At 73.8% G+C, this 19,649-nt stretch carries 13 protein-coding genes; 4 read left to right on the top strand and 9 right to left on the bottom strand.

The window, feature by feature from the left end; translation table 11 throughout:
• Positions 1-16: 16 nt before the first annotated feature.
• Positions 17-445, bottom strand: a complete 429-nt coding sequence (locus WMF36_RS41545) for a hemerythrin domain-containing protein (protein ID WP_437576366.1) — start codon at positions 443-445, stop codon at positions 17-19.
• Positions 446-519: 74 nt separating this feature from the next.
• Positions 520-969: a hypothetical protein gene (locus WMF36_RS41540; RefSeq protein WP_437576365.1), complete on the bottom strand. Its 450-nt coding sequence runs from the start codon at positions 967-969 to the stop codon at positions 520-522.
• Positions 970-1,120: 151 nt separating this feature from the next.
• Between WMF36_RS41540 and WMF36_RS41535 the strand changes: the two genes are divergently transcribed.
• Positions 1,121-5,125, top strand: coding sequence for a transglutaminase domain-containing protein (locus tag WMF36_RS41535; protein ID WP_437576364.1), 4,005 nt, complete (start codon positions 1,121-1,123; stop codon positions 5,123-5,125).
• Between the two features lie 203 nt (positions 5,126-5,328).
• Complete coding sequence (locus WMF36_RS41530) at positions 5,329-6,249, top strand: CBS domain-containing protein (RefSeq protein ID WP_437576362.1); 921 nt, start codon at positions 5,329-5,331, stop codon at positions 6,247-6,249.
• A gap of 35 nt (positions 6,250-6,284) precedes the next feature.
• Here WMF36_RS41530 and WMF36_RS41525 read toward each other — a convergent pair whose 3' ends face one another.
• Both WMF36_RS41525 and WMF36_RS41520 read right to left on the bottom strand, forming a co-directional pair.
• A complete protein-coding gene (locus tag WMF36_RS41525; RefSeq protein WP_437576361.1) occupies positions 6,285-7,286 on the bottom strand; it encodes an NAD-dependent epimerase/dehydratase family protein in 1,002 nt (333 codons plus the stop codon).
• Positions 7,283-11,854: an AMP-binding protein gene (locus WMF36_RS41520; protein WP_437576360.1), complete on the bottom strand. Its 4,572-nt coding sequence runs from the start codon at positions 11,852-11,854 to the stop codon at positions 7,283-7,285. Before WMF36_RS41520 ends, WMF36_RS41525 begins: the two co-directional genes overlap by 4 nt.
• A 266-nt stretch (positions 11,855-12,120) precedes the next feature.
• Here WMF36_RS41520 and WMF36_RS41515 point away from each other — a divergent pair, with 266 nt between their 5' ends.
• Complete coding sequence (locus WMF36_RS41515) at positions 12,121-13,056, top strand: deoxyribonuclease IV (RefSeq protein ID WP_437576359.1); 936 nt, start codon at positions 12,121-12,123, stop codon at positions 13,054-13,056.
• Positions 13,057-13,135: 79 nt separating this feature from the next.
• Here the strand turns inward: WMF36_RS41515 and hutU are convergent, their stop codons facing one another.
• On the bottom strand, positions 13,136-14,809 hold the full coding sequence (gene hutU / locus WMF36_RS41510; RefSeq protein WP_437576358.1) for a urocanate hydratase: 1,674 nt from the start codon (positions 14,807-14,809) through the stop codon (positions 13,136-13,138).
• A 189-nt stretch (positions 14,810-14,998) separates the two neighbouring features.
• Between hutU and WMF36_RS41505 the strand changes: the two genes are divergently transcribed.
• Complete coding sequence (locus tag WMF36_RS41505) at positions 14,999-15,289, top strand: hypothetical protein (protein WP_437576357.1); 291 nt, start codon at positions 14,999-15,001, stop codon at positions 15,287-15,289.
• Here WMF36_RS41505 and WMF36_RS41500 read toward each other — a convergent pair.
• The 4 genes from WMF36_RS41500 to WMF36_RS41485 all read right to left on the bottom strand — a co-directional run bounded on the left by WMF36_RS41500 (position 15,286) and on the right by WMF36_RS41485 (position 19,629).
• A complete protein-coding gene (locus WMF36_RS41500; RefSeq protein WP_437576356.1) occupies positions 15,286-17,352 on the bottom strand; it encodes a protein kinase domain-containing protein in 2,067 nt (688 codons plus the stop codon). The two genes, WMF36_RS41505 and WMF36_RS41500, sit on opposite strands and share 4 nt — an antisense overlap.
• Before the next feature lie 22 nt (positions 17,353-17,374).
• Complete coding sequence (locus WMF36_RS41495) at positions 17,375-18,352, bottom strand: hypothetical protein (RefSeq protein WP_437576355.1); 978 nt, start codon at positions 18,350-18,352, stop codon at positions 17,375-17,377.
• A gap of 88 nt (positions 18,353-18,440) precedes the next feature.
• The gene (locus WMF36_RS41490; protein ID WP_437576353.1) at positions 18,441-19,229 is read right to left on the bottom strand and encodes a hypothetical protein; all 789 of its coding nucleotides are present in this window, start codon (positions 19,227-19,229) and stop codon (positions 18,441-18,443) included.
• A gap of 94 nt (positions 19,230-19,323) precedes the next feature.
• Complete coding sequence (locus WMF36_RS41485; protein ID WP_437482514.1) at positions 19,324-19,629, bottom strand: YfhL family 4Fe-4S dicluster ferredoxin; 306 nt, start codon at positions 19,627-19,629, stop codon at positions 19,324-19,326.
• Between the last annotated feature and the right edge of the window lie 20 nt (positions 19,630-19,649).

The following is a 19,649-nucleotide window of genomic DNA, read 5'->3' as shown; positions in this document are numbered from 1 at the left end:
GTTCCTGCGTGCCACCTCAGATCCCCTGACGAGCGGTTTCCTGCATCAGCTCGCGCCACTCGTCGCGGGTGAGCTCCGGATAAATGTAGTCGCCCTCGAAATTTGTATGGTGCAGGAGCAGCCGGGCCACATTGACGATGCTCCTTGCGACGTCGGCCTGCGCGACGCTCGCCAGCGCCTCGGTCGCCTCGCGCACGGCGGCGTGCTGTTTCAGCGCGACCTGGACCTCTTCGGTGAGCCCGCGGGCCTGGAAATGGGGGAAGATCGCGGCCTCTTCGTAGCGCATGTGCCGCTCCATCGGACCGCGGAGGAACGTGAGCAGGCTCCCGCGCTCGGCGGTCGCCTCGTCCGCGGAGCGCTGCGCCATCGCCATCAGCTTCCTCGCCATCTCGCGGGCGAGCTCCTCCTCCTGGAAGAGCTCGCTCACCATCCGGTCCAGTTCCATGATGTGCGGGCCGTGTAATCCAGATCCCGGGGGAGGTCGAGCGCGGCGCGACCTCGCGCGCGGGGCCGGTCGGCTCAGTCGCGCGCCTCGGCGCGGGCGCGGACGATCGAGGCGAGCCTGCCGACGACGCCGTTGGCGACCATCGTGAGCACCTGCTTCTCCAGCGCCTGTCGCTCGGACGGCCTGCCGCCGAACGAGATGCGCGAGCGGGCGGTGGGGCCGCCGACGACGCGGCCGACGATGGTGCAGCTCACGCGGTGGACGTCGCCCCGCGTGGCCGAGGTGAACTCGACGACGCGCGCGCTCAGCACGACCGAGCGCGCCTTGCCGAAGTCCGCCTTCTTCGCGGCGCTGGAGAGCATGCCGCGCAGCGAGCGCGCCCGCCGGGCCTGGCCTTCGCCTGCGGTCACGTCGACGCTCTTCCACTCGACCTTTGTGTCGCGGGCGAAGGTCGACGCTGGCGAGGCCGTGAGCGTGGTCAGGGCCATCACCGCCGAGAGCACCCATCGTGACGCGCGGCGCATGGGAGCAGGCTAGTGGGCCGCGCGCTCGCCGGCCAAATTCGCGTACGGCTTCACGCCGCGGGGCGGCCGCTCCGCGCAACCCAGCGCGCCGATCGCCGCGCTCGCGCCGCGATCGGGCACGCGCTATGCCGTGGCCTGGAAGCGAGGATCGATGGAGCGGAGCTCGCCGGGGGAAGATCGACGCGATCGACGCGATCGACGAGGACGAGATCGACGCGGGGGGCGCGCGGCGCGCCGGGGCGGATGCATCGCGGCGCTGCTCGCGATCGCCGTCGTTCCCGCGGCGGGCAACGCGCAGGCGCCGCGCCCGGGCGGCGCGAAGGTCGACCCGAGCGCGCCGGCGGCGGGCAGCGCGCCGGCGCGGCGCCCGAGCGGCGCGAAGGTCGACCCGAGCGCGCCGGCGGCGGGCAGCGCGCGCGCGACCGAGAAGCGCTCGCGCATCGCGCCCGCGCTGCGGTGGACCGCCGCGACGCCCGACGAGATGCTCGGCGCCGCGCTGGCCCGGGCGCGGCGGGGCGGCGAGGACGCGCTCGCCGGGCTCGTGATCGCGGCGGCCCTCTCCGATCGCGCGGCGCAGGGCCGCGCGCGGGAAGGCCTCGAGCAGATCGCGGCGTCGCCCTCGGCGCTCGCCGACGAGGCCCGCTGGCTCGCGGCCTCGCTCGCCCCCGAGCCGCCGGCGCCGACGTGGCCCGGCGCGCGCGCCGTCTCGTACGACGCGCCCCCGGACCCTTCGGGGCTCGTGAAGGCGTTCGCCATCCTCGGGCCATTCCAGGACAACTCGGGCGGCGGGCTCGCGCGCCGCGAGGGGCCCGAGGCGGAAGGCCAGCGCTTCTCGGACATGAGCGCCCGCTACGCCTGGGGCGTGTACGACGTCGCGTGGCGCCGGGTGCTGCCCGCCGCGGCGACCGCGCGCGGCGTGCCGCTCGACCTCTACATCCATCCCCGCGCCGAGAGCTGCACCTACCTCGCCTCGCGCGTGACCGTCCCCGCCGCGCTCGATCGCAAGCCGATCCTCGCCCACGTCGCCGCGACCGGCGCCGTCCGGATCGCGTGGGACGGCGCCGACGTGGCCGCGAGCGACGCCGCCCACCAGCGCCTCGTGCTCGACCGCATCGCCGCGCGGATCGAGGCGCCCGCGGGCGATCACCTGCTCGCCCTCAAGGTGTGCACCGGGGCCGTCTCCGACGAGGGGCGCGTCCGCGTGCGCTTCACCGACGAGCAGCGCCGGCCGGTGGCGCTCGCGACCTCGTCGGACCTCACGAGGCTCGCGCTGCCCCCGGCCGCGCCCCCGGGCGTACGCTCGGCGACCGCCGTCGCGACGGCGCTCGACAGGGCGCTCGACGCGGGCGCGGCGCAGCCCCTGGATCAGACCCTCACGTCCGTCGTGGCGCGCACGCTCGGGGGCGCCGACGATCAGCGATCGCCCCGCGCGCCCGGCCTGCTCGACCGCGTGACGCGGGCTCCGGGGATCTCCGCCGACGCGCTCGCCCTGGCGGGGTGGGTGTCCCCGTTCGGCGCGAACCGCAGCGGCTGGCTCGAGGCCGCGCGCGCCCGCGGCCTCGCCGAGAAGGACCGGGCCACCGCCGCCTTCGCGCAGCGCCGGCTCGTCGCGGCGCACCTCGCCTCGGACCGCGTCGACTGGGCGGCCGCCGCGCTGCGCGAGGACCCGCTGCGCTCGGCGCGCGACCCCGAGGCGCGCGTCCTCCGCGGGCTCGTCGAGAAGAAGCTCGGGACGTCGGGGTTCACGCGGGCCGGGCTCGAGGAGCTGCTCGCGGTCCTGCGCGAGCAGAAGGACCGGACGCCGGTCGTCGTCTGGCAGGAGATCGCGGCCGCGGCCCGGCTCGACCCGTCGCTCGAGCTGCAGGCCGCGCGCCGGCTCGCCGAGATCGCGCCCGAGTCGCGGGGCGCGCGCTACGTGCTCGCGTTCGAGCCCGAGGGCGGCGCCGCGCTGGAGCTCTCGGCCGCCGGCGCGCTCGCGCAGCAGACGTCGGCCGAGGACGTCATCCGCATCGGCCGCGCGCTCCACGACGCGGGCCGCGTCGCGTGGGCGCGCGAGGTGCTGTCGTACGCCGCGCAGGTCGCGCCGAACCAGCCCGCCGCGTTCCAGGCGCTCGCCGCGGTCCGGCAGGGCGACGCGAGCGCCGCGGCGGCCGCGCTCGCCCACGGCGCGCTCTCGCGGGCGCGCGATCTCGCGCCCGGCGATCCGTTCCTCAAGGCCGAGCTCGCGCTCCGCCTCGGCGAGGGCGCGGCCGGCGCGCCGGACCGGCGGCGCATGCGTGACGAGCAGCACCTCGTCGCGCCCGGCGTCTTCCTCGCGCGCGGGCGGCAGACCCCGGCGCGGAAGGGCGAGGTGGCCGACCGGCAGCTCCACTGGGTGCGCGTCGTGACGTACCACCCGGACAAGCGCGTCTCGCAGCTCATGCACTACGCGCGCGAGATCGTCATCGAGCCGCGCACCGATCAGGACCTCTACGAGCGCGACATCCCCGCCGAGGCGGAGGATACCGAGCTCCTGTTCGCGCGCGTGCACCGCAAGGACGGCACGGTCTCGCCGCCGGACGAGCAGGGCGCGGGCGGGCAGCGGCCGTTCGTGCGCTGGCCCAAGCTCGAGACCGGCGACGTGGTCGAGGTCGCGGTGCGCGCGTGGACCCCGGGCCCCGTCGGTCGCCGGGGCGACGCGCCGTTCTATTTCATCGACTACGTCGGCTCGACCGACACGCGCCCGATCCTTTACAACGAGGTCGTCGTCGACTCGCCGAAGAGCGATCCCCTGGCGATCGACGTGCTGAACGGCAAGGCGGAGCGGGTGCTCCGGTCCGAGAAGGACGGCCGCCAGGTGACGCGGTTCATCTGGGACGACCCGCCCGAGGTGCCCGAGGAGCCGCTCGCCCCGCACCTCGCCGAGGTGCTGCCGGTCGTCGTCGGCTCCACGTTCCACGGCTGGCACGACTTCCGGGAGTGGTACCGGGGCGCGATCGCCGGCTTCACCGAGCCCGACGATCAGGTCCGCCGGCTCGCCGCCGAGCTCACGAAGGGCAAGACCACGCGCGAGGACAAGCTGCGCGCGCTCTTCGACTTCGTGGCCGACGACATCCGCTACGTGAACTTCGTCTCGGGCGAGTGGTGGCTGCCGAACCGCCCGCAGGAGCTCCTGGCGCGGCGCCAGGGCGACTGCGACGACAAGGCGATGCTGCTCATCACGCTGCTCAAGTCGATCGGCATCGAGGCGACGGAGGTGCTGGTGCAGACGCGGTACACGGGCCAGCCCTCGCTGCTCCGAAGCGAGGTGGCGGCGATCCCGGTGTTCGACCACGGCATCGCGTACCTCCCGGGCACAGGAGGCGCGCCGGGCCTGTGGCTCGACGCGACGAGCCCGCAGAGCCGGCTCGGGCCGCTGCCGGCGATGGATGCGCGCACGCTGGCGCTGTTCGTCGACGATGGGCCGCCGAAGATCGTGGAGACGCCGGCGAGCTCGCCGGCCGATCACGGCGTCGACGCCGCTTGGACCATCGCGCTGCTCCCCTCCGGCGCGGGCGAGCTCGTCGCGAAGGAGCGGCACATCGGCGACGCGGCCTTCGAGCTCCGGTCGAACCTGGCGGAGGCCGACGCGCGCGCGCAGTGGGTCGAGCAGTACCTCGCGTACGGCTGGTTCCCCACCGTCGACGTGAAGCCCAAGGTGGCGTTCCAGGCCGATCTCGCGCACGGGGCGGCGTCCCTCGAGTACGAGGCGCGCTCCGAGGGGCTCGCCCGCCGCGAGGGCGCGGAGCTCGCGGTGCCGCTCTCGGGCACGTCCACGCTGACGTCGCAGCTCGCGCCGCTCGTGAAGCGCACGCTGCCCGTGGTCCTGCCGCCGAGCATCGCGCCGCGGCACCACAACCGGACGATCACGATCGTCGCCCCCGCGGGGTACGCGTTCGCCGAGCTCCCGCCGGGCGGCGACGAGGACGGCGGCGAGTTCGGCCGCGCGACGATCTCGTTCGCGAAGGTGCCGGGCAAGAACGCGGTGGTGGTGAAGGAGCGGGTGATCATCGACCGCTCGACCCTCCCGGTGGACCAGTACGCCGCCTGGCGCAGCTGGCTGCAGCGGGTCGACGGGCTCCTGCACCGGATGGTGAGGCTCGTGCCCGTCGCGCCGGCGGCCAAGCAGGCGCGCTGAGCGCCAGCGGCGCGGGTCGGCGCGCCGCCGGCGAGTTATTTACTAAATAACATTTACTAAAGCGACGAGAGTCACCCGCGACCGCCGGGCGAGGGCAGCCGCGCCCTCTCGGTTGGTACCGTTCTGGCTAGCTGTGTCCTCGACGCACGCGCGCACGCGCGCATGTTCACACGCGAAGACGCTGCCCAGGGGAGGGACTCGCCATGTCGCTCGAAGAGTACCGACGCCCGCGGATGATCGTTCTGAGCCCGCGCTCGACCGCTTACGACGCCGTGAGGGCGATGATGGACAACCACGTCGGCTCGGTCCTGGTCCACGATGGCCAGCGCCTCACCGGCATCGTGACCGATCGTGACATCGCGCTGGAGATCGTGGCAGGCGACCTCGACGCGCGCAGCACGATGCTGCGCGACATCATGTCGGACGAGATCGTGACGGTCGAGGTCGACGCGTCGATCGACGACGCCGTGCGCACCATGCGCGAGCATGCGTGTCGCCGGGTGCCGGTGACCGAGCAAGGGCGGCCCGTCGGCCTCGTGACCCTCGACGACCTGCTCGCCGACGGGGTCATCGACGCCGCGACCGCCGGCTCGATCGTCAGGGCGCAGCTCGAGGTGGCCGCCCGGTTCAAGCCGGAGGGCGCGACGCACCCCGAGGGGACCGCGCGCCCGGAGCGCTCGCACGGCCGCGTTCGGGCCCTCACCCGGCGCAAGGCGCGCGCGGACAGCGCCTATGGCCGTCTGCTCCACGCCGTCGAGCGCCACAGCGGCCTCCAGCAGCGCGACCGCGCCGAGCTCGCGCTCCAGATCGCCCTCGGCTGCCTCTGCCGCCGGGTGACGCCCCAGGAGGCGCGCCACCTCATCGCGCAGCTCCCCTCCAAGCTCCACCCGTCGCTCGAGCCGTTCCTCGACGGGCCCGACAAGCGCATCACGACCGCGACCATCGAGGCCGACCTCGCGCGCGAGCTCCGCATGGACCGCGAGGCCGCCGGCTTCGTGCTGCAGGCGATCTGCGAGGCGGTCGCGGACAGCGTGTCCGCCGGCGAGATCGAGGGGTTCCGCGGTCAGCTCCCGCTCGACATGAAGGACCTGTTCCCGCCGACCCCCCTGCGCCGGGCCGTCTGAGCCGCGTCAGGCCGCCCGATACGACGCCGCGCCGCCTACGCCTGCGGCCAGACCACGCCGCGCGCGCGCAGATCGGCGACGGTGTCCGCGAGCGTCTCGAGCGGGTCGCGGGGCGTCCAGCCGAGCTCGCGCCGCGCCTTCGTCGCGTCGAGGTACCAGAAGTGCTGGCCCATCGCGGCCGACACCGGGTCGATCGGCAGATCGAACGGCAGCCGCTTCCGCGCCCGCTCGATGAGGTGCGCGCCCGCCTTGGCGAGCGCGATGCTCCGCGGCAGCCGCAGGGCAGGGGCCGGGACGCCCGAGATGCGCGAGAGGCGGCGGAAGAAGACGTCCAGGCTCATGTTGGCGGCGCCGAGCAGGTAGCGCTCGCCCGGGCGGCCCTTCTCCATCGCCAGCGCCATGCCCTGCGCCGCGTCGCGGGCGTCGACGAAGGAGAGGCCGCCCGCGGGGGTGAAGGGGAGCCGGCGCTCGAGGAAGCTCACGACGTCCCCCGTCGACGCGCCGTGGACGTCGCCCGGGCCGAGCAGGATGCTCGGGTTGATGGCGACGACCTCGAACCCGGGCCCGTTGCGATCGAAGGCCGCGCGCTCGGCGTACAGCTTCGAGCGGTAGTAGGGCCAGCCGGCGATGAGCTCGATCGGCGGCTCGGCCGTCTCGTCGCGGACGTCGTTCGGATCCGTGCTCACCGCGACGACGCCGCTCGTGCTCGCGATCACCGCGCGCTTCACCCCCGCGTCGCGGCAGGCGTCGAGGGTGATCTTGGTCCCCTCGACGTGGGTCCGGTAGAGCATCTCGGCGTCCTCGCGGCGCCGCGAGACGCGCCCGGCGCAGTGGAAGAGCCCCTCGCAGCCCTCGGCGGCGCCGCGGACCGACGCCGCGTCGAGGATGTCTCCGCGGCGGAGCGACACGCCTTGCTCGGCGAGCGCGGGCGCCTCCGCCCGGCAGAGCGCCACGACGTCGTGGCCCGCCCCGCGCAGCGCCGAGACGAGGTGCGAGCCCAGGAAACCGGTCGCGCCGGTGACGAGGTAGCGGCTCATGCGAGGTCGAAAACCTTCTGGAAGGTCTGGAGGAGGGAGATGTCGTTCGATTTCACGAGGCCCGTCATGAACTCCATCGGGCTCGGTGTGTAGGCCTCGCGGACGATCTTGGTGAAGATCTCCGGCGTTGTTTTGAGGACGCAGTCGGCCTGCTGGCTCGGCTTGCCGATCCGCGCCTCGCAGCTGGCCGGCTCGATCCGCAGCGTCCACTTCGCCTCCTCCTCCGCCCCGAGCGTGACGTAGTAGGTGATCGGCTGGGTGACCCGCCCGGCCACGTACTTCGCCTCGAGCTCGCGGAACAGGACCGTGAGCGGGTGCTCCTTCGTGGTGGCGGCCTGGTCGATGTTCTCGACCCGGCGCAGGTCGAGCGCGCCGCCGTCCCTGAGCTTGATCACGGCGAGCTGCGTGAGCTCCGCGACCCTGCGGCAGGCCACCGCGTACTTCATCCCGGCGGTGAGCCGCCGGAGGTCGCCGATCTCGAGCGGCGGCCCGATGCGCGCGACGAGGTCGCGGCGGATCGGGACGCTGCGCCCCTTGGGGAGCGCCTCGAAGGTGCCGCCCAGGTAGAGGGGCAGGATGTCGACGTTGTGCGTGAGCGCGAGGTGCCCGATCGCCGGCTTGAACTCCAGGATGCTGCCGTCGGAGCTGCGCGTGCCCTCGGGGAAGAGCAGCACGGTCCGCCCGCGGTCGAGGATCTCGCCGGTCTGGCGCAGCGCCGTGCGGAGGCCGCCTTTGCGGTCGAAGGGCGCCAGGTTCGTGAGGTTCTCGAAGTAGGCGCGCCGCCAGCGGTTGCCCTCGAAGAAGTAGTCCTGGGCGGCGAGCGAGACGATGCCATCGCCGTAGCTGCCCAGCGCGAACTTCACGAGCCCCATGTCGAGGTGGCTCGCGTGGTTCGAGATGACGATCGTGTTGCGGTTGTGCGGGATGAACGCGCGCCCGTAGACCTTCGGGCGCATGAGGTTCCCGTAGAAGCCGGACTGGACCTTGTTCATCCAGTGCTTGGCGAAGTCGGCCACGGGGCGGGGGATGTGGATGGGCTCCTCGCCCGGCTTGTGCGCGTTCGGCTCCGCGAGCGCGGCGCCGGCGTCGTGCGCGAGCGCCCCCGCGCCCGCCTCGGACGCCGTGGCGGCCTCGGCGGCGAGGTGCGCGACGATCGCCTTCACCTCGGAGCGCTTCACCTGGCCGGACGCGGTGCGCGGCAGCTCGGCGTCGTGGAGGTGCAGGGCCATGGGGTGGCACGGCTTGGGCAGCGCCTGGATCGCCGTGCGGAGCGCATCGAGCGCGCGCTCGTGCTGCGCTGCCCACGCGAGCGCCTCGCCGCCGCCGTCCTTCGCGCTCGGCGCCGTGGGGACGGCGAGGCAGGCGACCTGCTCGCCGCCGCGGCCGTTGTCGATCCCGACGATCGCGAGCTCCTTGATGTGCTTGACCTTGCCGAGCAGGCGCTCGACGTCGGCCGGGTACACGTTCTCGCCCTTCGCCGCGGTGATCACCTCGCTCTGCCGGCCGACGAGGACGAGCCGCCCTTGCTTGTCGAGCTTGCCGAGATCGCCCGTGTGCAGCCACCCGTCCGCGTCGAGCGCGGTCTGGGTCGCGCCGGGGTCGTCGGCGTAGCCCTTCATGACGTTGGGGCCGCGCGCGAGCACCTCGCCGACGCCGTTCGCGTCCGGGTTCGCGATCTTGATCTGCACGCCGGGGATCGGCTTGCCCACGTTCCCCGGGCTCACCGTCGGCGACGGCTTGGCGACGGTCAGGAGCGGCGCCGCCTCGGTCAGGCCGTAGCCCTCGGCGAGCGGCAGGCCGAGCCCCTTGAACACGGCGGCCGTGTCCCTGGGGAGCGCCGCGCCGCCGGAGATGAGGAACCGGACGTTGCCGCCGAGCGCCTCGTGGACGTTGCCGAAGAAGAGCCGCCCCATGTTCAGCCCGAAGCGCTTGCCGAGCATGCGGTTCAGCTCCATGGCCCAGCTGAACGCGGCGGCCGCGGCGGGCCCCTGCTCCTTCGCCCGGGCGACGATCTGGCGCTCCAGCATCTGCCAGAGCGCCGGCACGCCGACCATCGCCGTGATGCGGGCCCTCTTCAGCCCGTCGCTCACCCCGTCGGCCGAGACCTCGTCGAGGTAGATGATCCGCGCGCCCTGCGACAGCGGCAGGAGCAGGCCGCAGGTGACCTCGAAGGTCTGGTGGAGCGGCAGCACGCTGAGCACGCGGTCGCTCGCCCTGAGCGGGAACAGCGGGGCGAGGGAGGCGAGGAGCGCCGTGAAGTTGCCGTGCGTGAGCAGCACGCCCTTCGGCTCCCCGGTCGTGCCGCTCGTGTAGACCATGCTCGCGACGTCGTCGCTGCCCACGCGCACGTCCGGGGGCGCGAGCCCCTCGCCGGACGCCGGTCCCAGGCCGGCCACGCGGCCCTCGGCGAAGCCGACCAGGTCGAAGGCGTACAGGTTCGGCAGCGCCGCGCGCACCTCGGCGCCGAGCTTCTCCTCGACGTCGCTGTCCCAGAGGACGACCTTCGCCGTCGACGAGCGGACGATGGCCGCGAACGCGCTCGCGTCGAGCCCCGGGTCGACCGGGACGGCGACGGCGCCTGCGCGGAGGATGCCGAAGTAGGCGACGGGCCACGACGGCTGGTTCGCGCCGGAGAGCGCCACGCGATCGCCGCGGCGGACGCCGAGCGCGGCGAGGCGCGCGGCCGTCTGGCAGGCCGCGTCGCGGAGCTCGCGGTAGCTCGTGCGCGAGAGCCCGTCCTGCTCGATCCGCTGCAGCGAGAGCGCATGATCGAAGCGCTCGGCGACCTCGTCGAGCAGGTCGACCAGGCTGTCGTAGGGCCGGAGCGCCTTGATCTCCCGGCGGAGCATGTTCTCCATGAGCGGGAAGGCCCACTTCTCCAGGCCGGGCAGGTGGACGTTCCAGATGTAGTCGCGCCAGTCGATCTTCTCGGGCGCCCAGACGAAGCGCGCCCGCTCCTCGGGCGGCATGCGGGCCATCGCCGCGCGCGTGTTGGCGCAGGAGTAGACCCAGTCCGCCTCCGCGACGAACGGCATGAAGACCTCGAGGAGGGCCGCCGTCTTCTGCTCGGCCCTGGCGGCGTTCTCCAGCGCGGCGGTGGCCGGCTTGAGGAGGGCGGCGGCGGGGCCGACGCTCGCCGTCTTGAGCAGGCTCCCCAGGCCGCGGAGCGCGCCCTCGATGGCGCGCGCGCCGTGCGCGTTGTACTGCTGCCGGCTCAGCCCGCGCGGCTCGAAGCGGGAGGACACGATGTCGAAGAGCGAGGTCTTCTTCCCCTCGAAGACCTGCCGCCGCTTGTAGAGCCCGGCGAGCTCCAGGTAGCGGTCCACGCGGCAGCCGTTCGTGTCGGTCGTCCCGTACTGGTACACGGCGGCCGCGCGGCCCTCGATGAGCTCGCAGAGCGAGGCGATCATGCCGCTCGCGGTCATGTCGACCGGGATGAGGTCGAGCCGCACGTCGTGGTCGCCGGGGAACTGCACCTGCCCCTTCGAGGCGAGGTAGAGGTAGGGCGCCGAGGTGTTGATCCCCTCGTTCCAGCCGCAGAACGGGAACTCGACGGCGGTCTCGACGACGGCGGGGCGGACGATGGTGAAGGGGAGCCCGGAGCTCGCGAGGACCTGCTCGCCGATGCTCTTCGTGTAGGTGTAGATGTTGGTCCACCCCCAGAAGAGCGCGCGCTCCTTGCCGGCCTCGACGAGCCGGTCCTTGATGAACTTGCGCTTCACCCTGGCGAGCTCGTTGTCGAGCGCGCTGCCGCGGCCCGGCTCGCCGCGCGCAGCCAGGTTGGCCTTGGCCTCGTCGAGGAAGGCGCTCTGCCGGAAGGCGTCCTCGCAACGCTGGCGCGCCTGCTTCACGAGGTCGAGGCACTCGCTGATCTCGCGCTGCGGGTCCCAGTGCGATCGATCGAGCGTGCGCTTCGGACAGGCGGCGCCGAACCACGTCTCGCCTGCGGCGCGGGGGAACGGGATCTCGGCCGGGTGGTTCTCCTCGATGAGCCCGGAGCGGTACCCTGCGACGAAGCAGGTGCTCGTGTGCATCACCTTGGCCCCGAGGGTCCGCGCGAGCTCGACGATGTTGCTGATGCCGAACGCGTTGACCTCGAGCGCCTCGTCGAGCGGGGGGTTGAAGTCGACGACCCCGGCCACGTTCACGACCGCGGCGATCTTGCCCGTGAGCTCCCCGACGCGGGCGTCGAGCCCGAGCAGCGGCAGGCCGACGTTGCCGTTCATCGGGGTGATCTTCTGCCGCAGGTACTCCTCGAAGGCGGGCCCCGGGTGCTGCTCGCGGATCGGGTCGAACACCGGCGAGGTCGCGATCTGCGACCAGAAGCGCTCTTCCGGCGACTGGTTCTCCTTGGATCGGACGAGCAGGTAGATGTGGTCGATCTCCGGGAACCTGGCGAGCAGCATGGCCAGCCAGACCTTGCCGAGGAACCCGGTGCCTCCGACCACCACGAGCCGCTTGCCGGCGAACACCTGAGACGGCACCAGCGGCGGGACCGCCGCGGTTTCCTCGCCCTTGGCTCCACCCGGCTCCGCCCCTCGGGCGCCGGCTCCGTTCGTAACACCCATATGGCTCATCGAGACTCCAGGAAGGCCGCTCAATTCGCGCCTGGGCCGGAACGCGTCAAGGGTGAGGTGCCGCGAACCGGGGTTCGCGCCCTTCAGGCACGGGGTTTGCTCGCACGTTTGCTCGCAGAATCGGGGTCGTTGCGGAGGATCCGACGACGTGTTCCGGCGATCGCATTCGCGCGTGGCCGGCGGGCGACGTGGCAGATCGGGCGTGTTCGGCGGAATGACTTGTCGGCGCGGGGGACGCGACCCAAGCAGTGCGGCCGATGATCTTCGGGGCGCATGAGTCCGTGGCCGGCGGCCTTTACCGCGCGATCGCGCTGGCGGGGGAGGACCGCTGCGAGGCGCTGCAAATCTTCACCAAGGTCTCGGGCCAGTGGCGGGAGCCCGCGCTGAGCGCGGATCAGATCGCCGCGTTTCGCGCCGCGCGCGCGGCGTGGGCCGGCGCGGGCCCCACGCTCGCCCACGCGAGTTACCTCATCAACCTGTGCTCCGACGACGCCTCGATCCTGGAGCGCTCGCGGGAAGCGCTGTTCCAGGAGCTCGCGCGGTGCGACGCGCTCGGGATCGACTTCGTGGTGTTCCATCCGGGCGCGCACCGCGGCCTCGGCGAGGAGGCCGGCCTCGACCGCATCGGCGAGAGCCTCGCGATCGTGCTCTCGCGGGGGAAGGGGCTCCGCGCGCGGCTGTGCATCGAGAACATGGCCGGGCAGGGGTCGACGCTCGGCGACCGCATCGATCAGATCGCCGCGATGATCGAGCGCGCCGGGCCGGAGGGGGCGCGGCTCGGGGTCTGCATCGACACGCAGCACGCCTTCGCGGCGGGGCACGATCTCCGGAGCGAGGCCGGCTACGAGCGGTTCTTCGGCGACTTCGACCGGCTGCTCGGCATGGATCGGCTGCGGTGCATGCACGTGAACGACTCGAAGGCGGCGCTCGGCCAGCGGCTCGATCGGCACGAGCGCATCGGCGACGGGGAGATGGGGCTCGTGCCGTTCTGGCGCCTCGCGAACGACGCGCGGCTCGCGCGCGTGCCGGCGGTGGTCGAGCTGCCGCCGCTCTCCAAGGAGCGGCGCGGCTACACGGAGGAGATCGCGCGGCTGCGCGGCCTCAGGGGCGCGCCGGAGCCGGCGGGGGCGTCGCCGCTCCCCGTCGATGCCCGGCCGCCGAGGAAGGGAAAGCCGCGCGCCTCGCGAGGCTGACGCCCGCGCGAGAGCGGAGCGCCTCGGGGCGATCGTGGCCCTGCGACATGGCTCGTATGCGCCGCGCTGCTCGGCGCGCTCACATCGTCCGGTGCGGCACCCGGACGTCCTTCTCGTCTGCAACGCGGATCGCCGTCTCGTATCCCGCGTCGGCGTGCCGGATGATCCCCATCCCCGGATCGATGGTGAGCACCCGCTCGAGCCTCCGCCGGGCGGCCTCGGTGCCGTCGGCGACGATCACCATCCCGGCGTGCAGCGAGTTGCCGATCCCGACGCCGCCGCCGTGGTGGAAGCTGACCCACGACGCGCCGCCGGCCGTGTTCGCGAGCGCATTGAGGATCGCCCAGTCGGCGATCGCGTCCGAGCCGTCCTTCATCGCCTCGGTCTCGCGGAACGGGGACGCGACCGACCCGCAGTCGAGGTGGTCGCGCCCGATCACGAGCGGCGCCTTCACCCGGCCGGTGCGCACGAGCTCGTTGAACGCGAGCCCGACCTTCGCGCGGTCGCCGTAGCCGAGCCAGCAGATCCGGGACGGGAGCCCCTGGAACGCGATCTTCTGCTCCGCGAGCTCGATCCAGCGCCGGAGGTCGGGATCGCCCGGGACCGCCTCGAGCACCGCGCGGTCGGTGGCGAGGATGTCCTCGGGATCGCCCGACAGCGCGACCCACCGGAACGGGCCCTTGCCCTGGCAGAACAGCTCGCGCACGTACGCCGGCACGAAGCCGGGGATCGCGAACGCGTCCTGGCAGCCCGCCTCCATCGCGCAGGTCCGGATGTTGTTGCCGTAGTCGAAGACCTCGGCCCCGCGCTGCTGCATCGCGAGCATCGCCTCGACCTCGATCCGCATCCCCGCCTTCGCGCGCGCGACGTACGCCGAGGGGTCGCGGGCGCGCAGCTCCGCCGCCTGCTCCAGCGTGAGCCCCGGCGGGACGTAGCCGACGAGCGGATCGTGCGCCGCGGTCTGCTCGGTGACGAGGTCCGGCGTGACGCCGCGGCGGACGAGCTCCGGGTAGACGTCGGCGGCGTTGCCGCAGAGGGCGATCGAGCGCGGCGTCCCGCGTCGGACGCTCTCGAGGACGGCCTCGAGGGCGCGATCGAGGTCGTCGATGCGCTCGTCGACGTAGCGGGTGCGGAGCCGCTTCTCGATGCGCGCCGGGTCGATCTCGACGCCGAGGCAGGCGATGCCCGCCATGGTCGCGGCGAGCGGCTGCGCGCCGCCCATGCCGCCGAGCCCCGCGGTGAGCACCCAGCGGCCGCCGCCCGGGGCGCGCGCCGCGTGCGCCTTGCGCGCGGCGACGAACGTCTCGTAGGTGCCCTGCACGATGCCCTGCGAGCCGATGTAGATCCAGGAGCCCGCGGTCATCTGCCCGTACATGGTCAGGCCGAGCGCCTCGAGCCGCCGGAACTCGTCCCACGTCGCCCACCGGCCCACGAGGTTCGAGTTCGCGAGGAGCACGCGGGGCGCGTCCGGGTGCGTGCGGAAGCGGCCCACCGCCTTGCCCGACTGCACGAGGAGCGTCTCGTCGTCCTCGAGCTCCCGGAGCTCGCGGACGATCACGTCGAACGCCTCCCACGATCGCGCGGCCTTCCCGGTACCGCCGTAGACCACGAGGTCGTCTGGCCGCTCCGCGACCTCCGGATCCAGGTTGTTGTGGATCATCCGGAGCGCCGCCTCCTGGATCCACCCCTTGCAGCTCCGCTCGCTCCCGCGCGGCGCGCGCACCCCCCGGGCCCCCTGCGCTCCCGTCGTCATGCTGTCGTGTACTCCAGCCGGCGCGGCTCGACCAGGCGGCGCGGCGTCCGTCGCGGCGCGCGATGCTGTGCGCCACCGCGTGACGTAAGCCTGCTCCGCGCGCCCGACGTCTCTCCAGGACGGCCGGCTTCGTCCGAACCGGAGTATGCTCGCCCGCGGCGCGAGCAGCGCCCGACTCCGGGAGAATCCATGATCTCGACGATCCGTTCGGCCCTTGCGCGTTGTCCGGTCCGGGCCCTTCCGCTCGCAGCCCTGGCGCTCTCCTTCGCGACGACGGGGTGCGACAAGGTCGGGTGCTTCGAGTGGACCGAGCTCGAGGGGGAGTGCCCCTCTCAGGAGGAAGCGCTCGACTACTTCGGCGGCTCCACCTGCGGCGGCGAGGTCCAGTCGGTCGACAGCGAGCCCGAGTTCGACGGCGACTACTGCTGTTACGACATCACCAAGCGAGCCGACGGCGAGTACGACACCTGCGCGTTCTAGGGCTCGTCCAGCGCGTTCCTGTCGAGCTCCTCGAGCGCGGCGAGATCCCGCGCGGCCAGCTCCTCCACGCCGCCGGCAGCCTCGCGCGGGTAGGCCAGCGCGATCTCGCCGTCGTGCAGGTAGAGGTGCTGGCCGTCGATGCACCCGTGCGCGCCCCCCGCCCCGTGGAGCGCCGCGATGGCCTCGCCGAGGCGCGCCCGCTGGCCCCTGGTCAGGGCGCGGCCCTCGTCGGCGAGCGCGCGGCCCTGGGGCGGCGCCACCCAGACCTCGCCGGCGGCGAGGTCGACCCGCAGGACGGACGGCAGGGCCGGGTGGCCGGCGCGCGCGAACGCCCGGGCCCGGGCGAGGGTCGCGTCGTCGAGCTGCAGCACGAGCACGTCGCGATCGAGCCAGGCGTCGCGCCATCGCCCCTCCGTGTCCCGGCCGTCGCCGACCTCGAGCGTCGCCGCGAGCCGCGTCGTCGCGGAGGGCGGCGCCTCGCTCGACCGAGGCCGGGCGCTCGCGCGCGACCGCCGCGGCCGCGGGCTCTCCGGCCAGGGGAGCGCGGTGATCGCGCGCCGCGCCTCGAACGCGTCGGCCGGGCGCGCGGCGGGGTCCTCCGCGAGCAGCGCCGCCACGATGGCGTCGTGGGCCGCCGTGAGATCCGGGTGGATCTCGCTCGGCGCCGGATCGAGGTGCCCGCCCACGGCGGGCGCGGGCGGCTCTCCGGTGAGCAGCTCGGCGAGCACCGCGCCGGCGCCGTACAGGTCGCTCGCCAGCGTCGCCGGTCGCCCCATCCGCTGCTCCGGCGACATGTACGCGAACGTCCCGATCGCGCCGGCCGTCGCGGTGGTCGAGAGATCGCCGAGGTGCGCCGCCCCGAAGTCCGCGAGGTGCGCCGTCCCGATCTCGTCGAAGAGCACGTTGCTCGGCTTCACGTCGCGGTGAAGGATGCCGAGCCGGTGCGCCTCGCCGAGCGCCGACAGGAGCGCGCAGGCGATCTCGACGGCGCGCGCGGGCGCGACCGGCTCCCCCCGGAGCCGCTCGATCAGGGAGCCGCCGGCCATCCAGGCGAGCACCATCGCGGGCCCCTCGGGGTGATAGGCGCGGAGCGCGACGACGTTCGGGTGCCGGAGCTGGGCGAGGGCCCGCGCCTCGCGCTCGAACCGGAGCAGCGCGTCGCGGCCCGCTCCGAACGCCGCGCCCGCGAAGATCTTCACGGCGACGCGCTCCGCCGTGATCCGGTCGCGCGCCTCCACCACGCGCGCGTGATGCGTGGCCGTGACGTCGCGCAGGGTCTCGTAGCGCCCGAAGAGGAGCGGCCCGGCGGGCGCGGCGCCCGCAGGAGAGGGCGCCGCCGCGGGGCCGCCGGGAACGACGGCCGGCGACGAGAGCGCCTCCTGGCCGCGCGGGTCGAGCCGGGAGAGCTCGTCGCGCACGGTCTGCGCGGCGTCCTCGAGCCCGAGGTCGCCCAGGCAGCGGCAGAGCAGCGGCAGCGCGCGGGCGCGCTCCGCGGAGGTGGGCGGCAGATGCTGCAGCGCCCGCACCGCGGCCTCGGTGCGGCCGTGGCGCGCGAGGAGCTCGCCGAGCGCGAGCCACGCCGCCGCGTCGCCCGGGCGGCGGCGGAGCGCGGCCTCGAGCACGCGCGCGCCATCCGCGGGGCGGCCGGCGAGCTCGAAGCTCTCGGCGGCGCGGCGCGCGTCCTGGGCCGCGGTGAACGCCTCCGCTGCCGCGGCGTGGGCGCCGAGCGCCGCGAACAGCGCGCCGGCGTGGCGGGGGAACCCGCGCGCCGCGAGGTCGGCGGCGACGCGCAGCGCGGCGTCCCGGGGCGCCGTGATCGAGAGCTCGTCGAGCGCCTCGCGCGCGAGCGCGTCGTCGCCGCCGAGCGCGGCCATCAGCGCGGCGCGGGCCGGGTCCTCGGCGGCGAGCGCCTCCCTGGCCGCGCCGGCGAAATCGCAGACCCGCTCGAGCAGCTCCGACGCGCCCGCGCGATCGCCGGCCGCCACGAGGAGCGCGGCGCCGCGCTCGCGCTGCCCGATCGCGGCGAGCTCGTCCGCGCGCCGTCGCAGGTCCTCGTACGCCACCCCGAGGTCGGCCGTCCAACCGTCAGTGCGCGGCGATGCGCGCGCGGCCGTTCACGGAGAGGTCGAAGCGCACCTCGCCGAGATCGATCCCCGAGGCGCTGAACGGCACCTGCCGCGTGCGGTGCACGGCGAGCGTCGCGCTCGCGGGCAGGGGGCCGAGCGTCGACGGATCCAGCAAGGAGCCCGGGATCACGCCCCTCCCCGTGTCCTTGAACGCGCACCGCACGGTCGCGCCGTGAGCCGAGGTCACGTCGATGTAGATGACGTCGCGCGTCTGGCCGGCTTCACCGCCCTCGTCCGCGCGCCACTGCACAATCGCGCCGACCCCGGCGTCGAGCTCGACCAAGTCGGCCAGATCGGCGTCGCCCACCCGCACGTCCTCGGGACCGGCGGGGGCGTCCGCCTCGAAGGCGAACCGGTCGAGCTGCCCCGACCCCGAGCTCTCGAAGACGTACCGCGCCGGTGCCGGCAGATCGCTTGTGGCGTCGCGCGACGTGTAGAACACGCCGAAGACCAGGGCGCCCACGTCGGGGAATGCGCGGGCGGCGAGCGGCATTTTGGTGCTGTCGGTCCGCATCGTCACGTCGCCCGCGTCGAGGAGCTCGATCGGGCTGAGGGAGCTGAAGCTGCTCGCCGCGTCATCCTCGGCGGCGGGCGAGAGGACCATGCAGCTGCCGGCGGCCGGGAGGACGAACGCCTGGCCGACCGCCCCCTCGGCGAGCTCGGGATCCATCGCGGAAGAGAGGCGCATGAACTTCGCCAGGACGTTGGTGACCGACGAGGCGCTCTCGTCGGCCGCGACCGGCAGCGCCGCGTCGTCGAGCTCGCTGGGGGCGGTAGCGGCGTCCCGGCTCAGGTTGATCGCGCGCTCGACGCGCACGACCCCCTGGGTGACCACCCCGTTGACGTCGGCCGCGTCGCCCGCGACAGGCGCCGAACAGCCGACGAGAGCCGCAACGGCGAGGAGGCATGAGGTGGAGAGGGCGCCGTAGGGACGCATAGATCCAAGTCTAAGGCCGGTCCTCCGGCCGGGCAAGCGCCTGCGCTGGCCACAGAAAATGCGCGAAATCCGCTTCTTTACGGCCAGGTCAGAAGGTGACCGTGAGGCCGCCGCCCGGGGCGACGGTGCCCTGATCGAGGGCGACCGGAGCCCCGCCAATCCGGCCCGTGGCGTGATGGTACGTCGCTGTGGCCTCCAGGGCGACATGTACGTGTCGGAACCCGGCGCGCACGCCCAGCACGAACCCGACCCGGAGGTGCTGGCCCGATGCGTCGACGAGGGGCCCCTGGGTCGCCGAGCCGGCGGGCAGCCGCACCTCGCCACCCAGGAGCTCGAGCCCGAGCCGCGGACCGAGCCAGAGCGCAAAGAGATCCGCGTCCGACCGGAAGCCGAGCAGGAGCGGGACGTCGAGCCCCGCGCCGTAGACGTCGCTCCCCGCGGCTTTCGAGCCCGCGCTCGGGCCTGGAGCGCCCGCGAAGAGCGCCGAGGCGCCGAGCCCGAGCGACAGGGACGCCTCGCCGAGCGGGAACTCATGGCGCCCGTCGAGCCGGAGGGCGCGCCCCGTGTACGTCAGCCCGGCTTCGTTCCCGCCGTCGATCCCGACGCGGGCGATGGCCCAGGGCGCGACGCCCGGCGACACCGTGATCTCGGAGAGCTTCCGCCGCGCGGCGCCCTCCGTCGCGGCCGGGTCGCCGGCGCTCGCGCCTGCCTCCGGCGGAGCGGCCGTCGCTCCGGCGACGATCAGGTCGCCCGATAGGCCCGCGCCGAAGCTCACGTTGCCCGGACGGAGGACGTGGGCCGGATGGAGCAGCGGACCGCTGCCATGACAGCCCGCGCAGGCGCCTGCGAGGAGCGCTGCGACCCAGCGCCGGATCACGGTGTGACCCGGGCGCGGCATTGAACCGACGGTGCCGGCGGAGACATGGGGAGCGCGGCCCGAGAGGCGACGCGAGGGGGCTCGAAAAGCTGCTCTACTTGCGGAAGCGCGAGGGGTAGTCGTTGGCGGCGGCCCGCTTCTGCAGCTCGGCATCGTCCGGGTGCAGCTTGATGGCGCGCGCGATGAGCGCTTCCTCGGTCTCCACGATTTGCGGATTGGGCAGGCAGCACTCGACCGGGCACACGGCCTGGCACGCTTCGTGGTCGTAGAAGCCGACGCACTCCGTGCAGAGCTCCGGATCGATCACGTAGATCTCATCGCCCTCGCTGATGGCTTCGTTCGGGCATTCCGGCTCGCAGGCGCCGCAGTTGATGCAGTCTTCGGTGATGTAAGTCGCCATGGCCTTCGCTTCATTCTCCG

This window comes from Sorangium sp. So ce887, from assembly GCF_051521455.1.
GTDB lineage: Bacteria > Myxococcota_A > Polyangia > Polyangiales > Polyangiaceae > Sorangium.
Note: the sequence above shows the minus strand (reverse complement) of the source record. Positions and strands in the feature narration are given on the sequence as shown.

Bases quoted from the DNA above. Each gene is read 5' to 3' on its own strand.
- WMF36_RS41520 (WP_437576360.1), bottom strand. From the start codon at position 11,854: ATGGGTGTTACGAACGGAGCCGGCGCCCGAGGGGCGGAGCCGGGTGGA.
- WMF36_RS41485 (WP_437482514.1), bottom strand. From the start codon at position 19,629: ATGGCGACTTACATCACCGAAGACTGCATCAACTGCGGCGCCTGCGAG.
- WMF36_RS41545 (WP_437576366.1), bottom strand. From the start codon at position 445: ATGGAACTGGACCGGATGGTGAGCGAGCTCTTCCAGGAGGAGGAGCTC.
- hutU (WP_437576358.1), bottom strand. From the start codon at position 14,809: ATGACGACGGGAGCGCAGGGGGCCCGGGGGGTGCGCGCGCCGCGCGGG.
- WMF36_RS41505 (WP_437576357.1), top strand. From the start codon at position 14,999: ATGATCTCGACGATCCGTTCGGCCCTTGCGCGTTGTCCGGTCCGGGCC.
- WMF36_RS41540 (WP_437576365.1), bottom strand. From the start codon at position 969: ATGCGCCGCGCGTCACGATGGGTGCTCTCGGCGGTGATGGCCCTGACC.
- WMF36_RS41495 (WP_437576355.1), bottom strand. From the start codon at position 18,352: ATGCGTCCCTACGGCGCCCTCTCCACCTCATGCCTCCTCGCCGTTGCG.
- WMF36_RS41530 (WP_437576362.1), top strand. From the start codon at position 5,329: ATGTCGCTCGAAGAGTACCGACGCCCGCGGATGATCGTTCTGAGCCCG.
- WMF36_RS41535 (WP_437576364.1), top strand. From the start codon at position 1,121: ATGGAGCGGAGCTCGCCGGGGGAAGATCGACGCGATCGACGCGATCGA.
- WMF36_RS41515 (WP_437576359.1), top strand. From the start codon at position 12,121: ATGATCTTCGGGGCGCATGAGTCCGTGGCCGGCGGCCTTTACCGCGCG.
- WMF36_RS41525 (WP_437576361.1), bottom strand. From the start codon at position 7,286: ATGAGCCGCTACCTCGTCACCGGCGCGACCGGTTTCCTGGGCTCGCAC.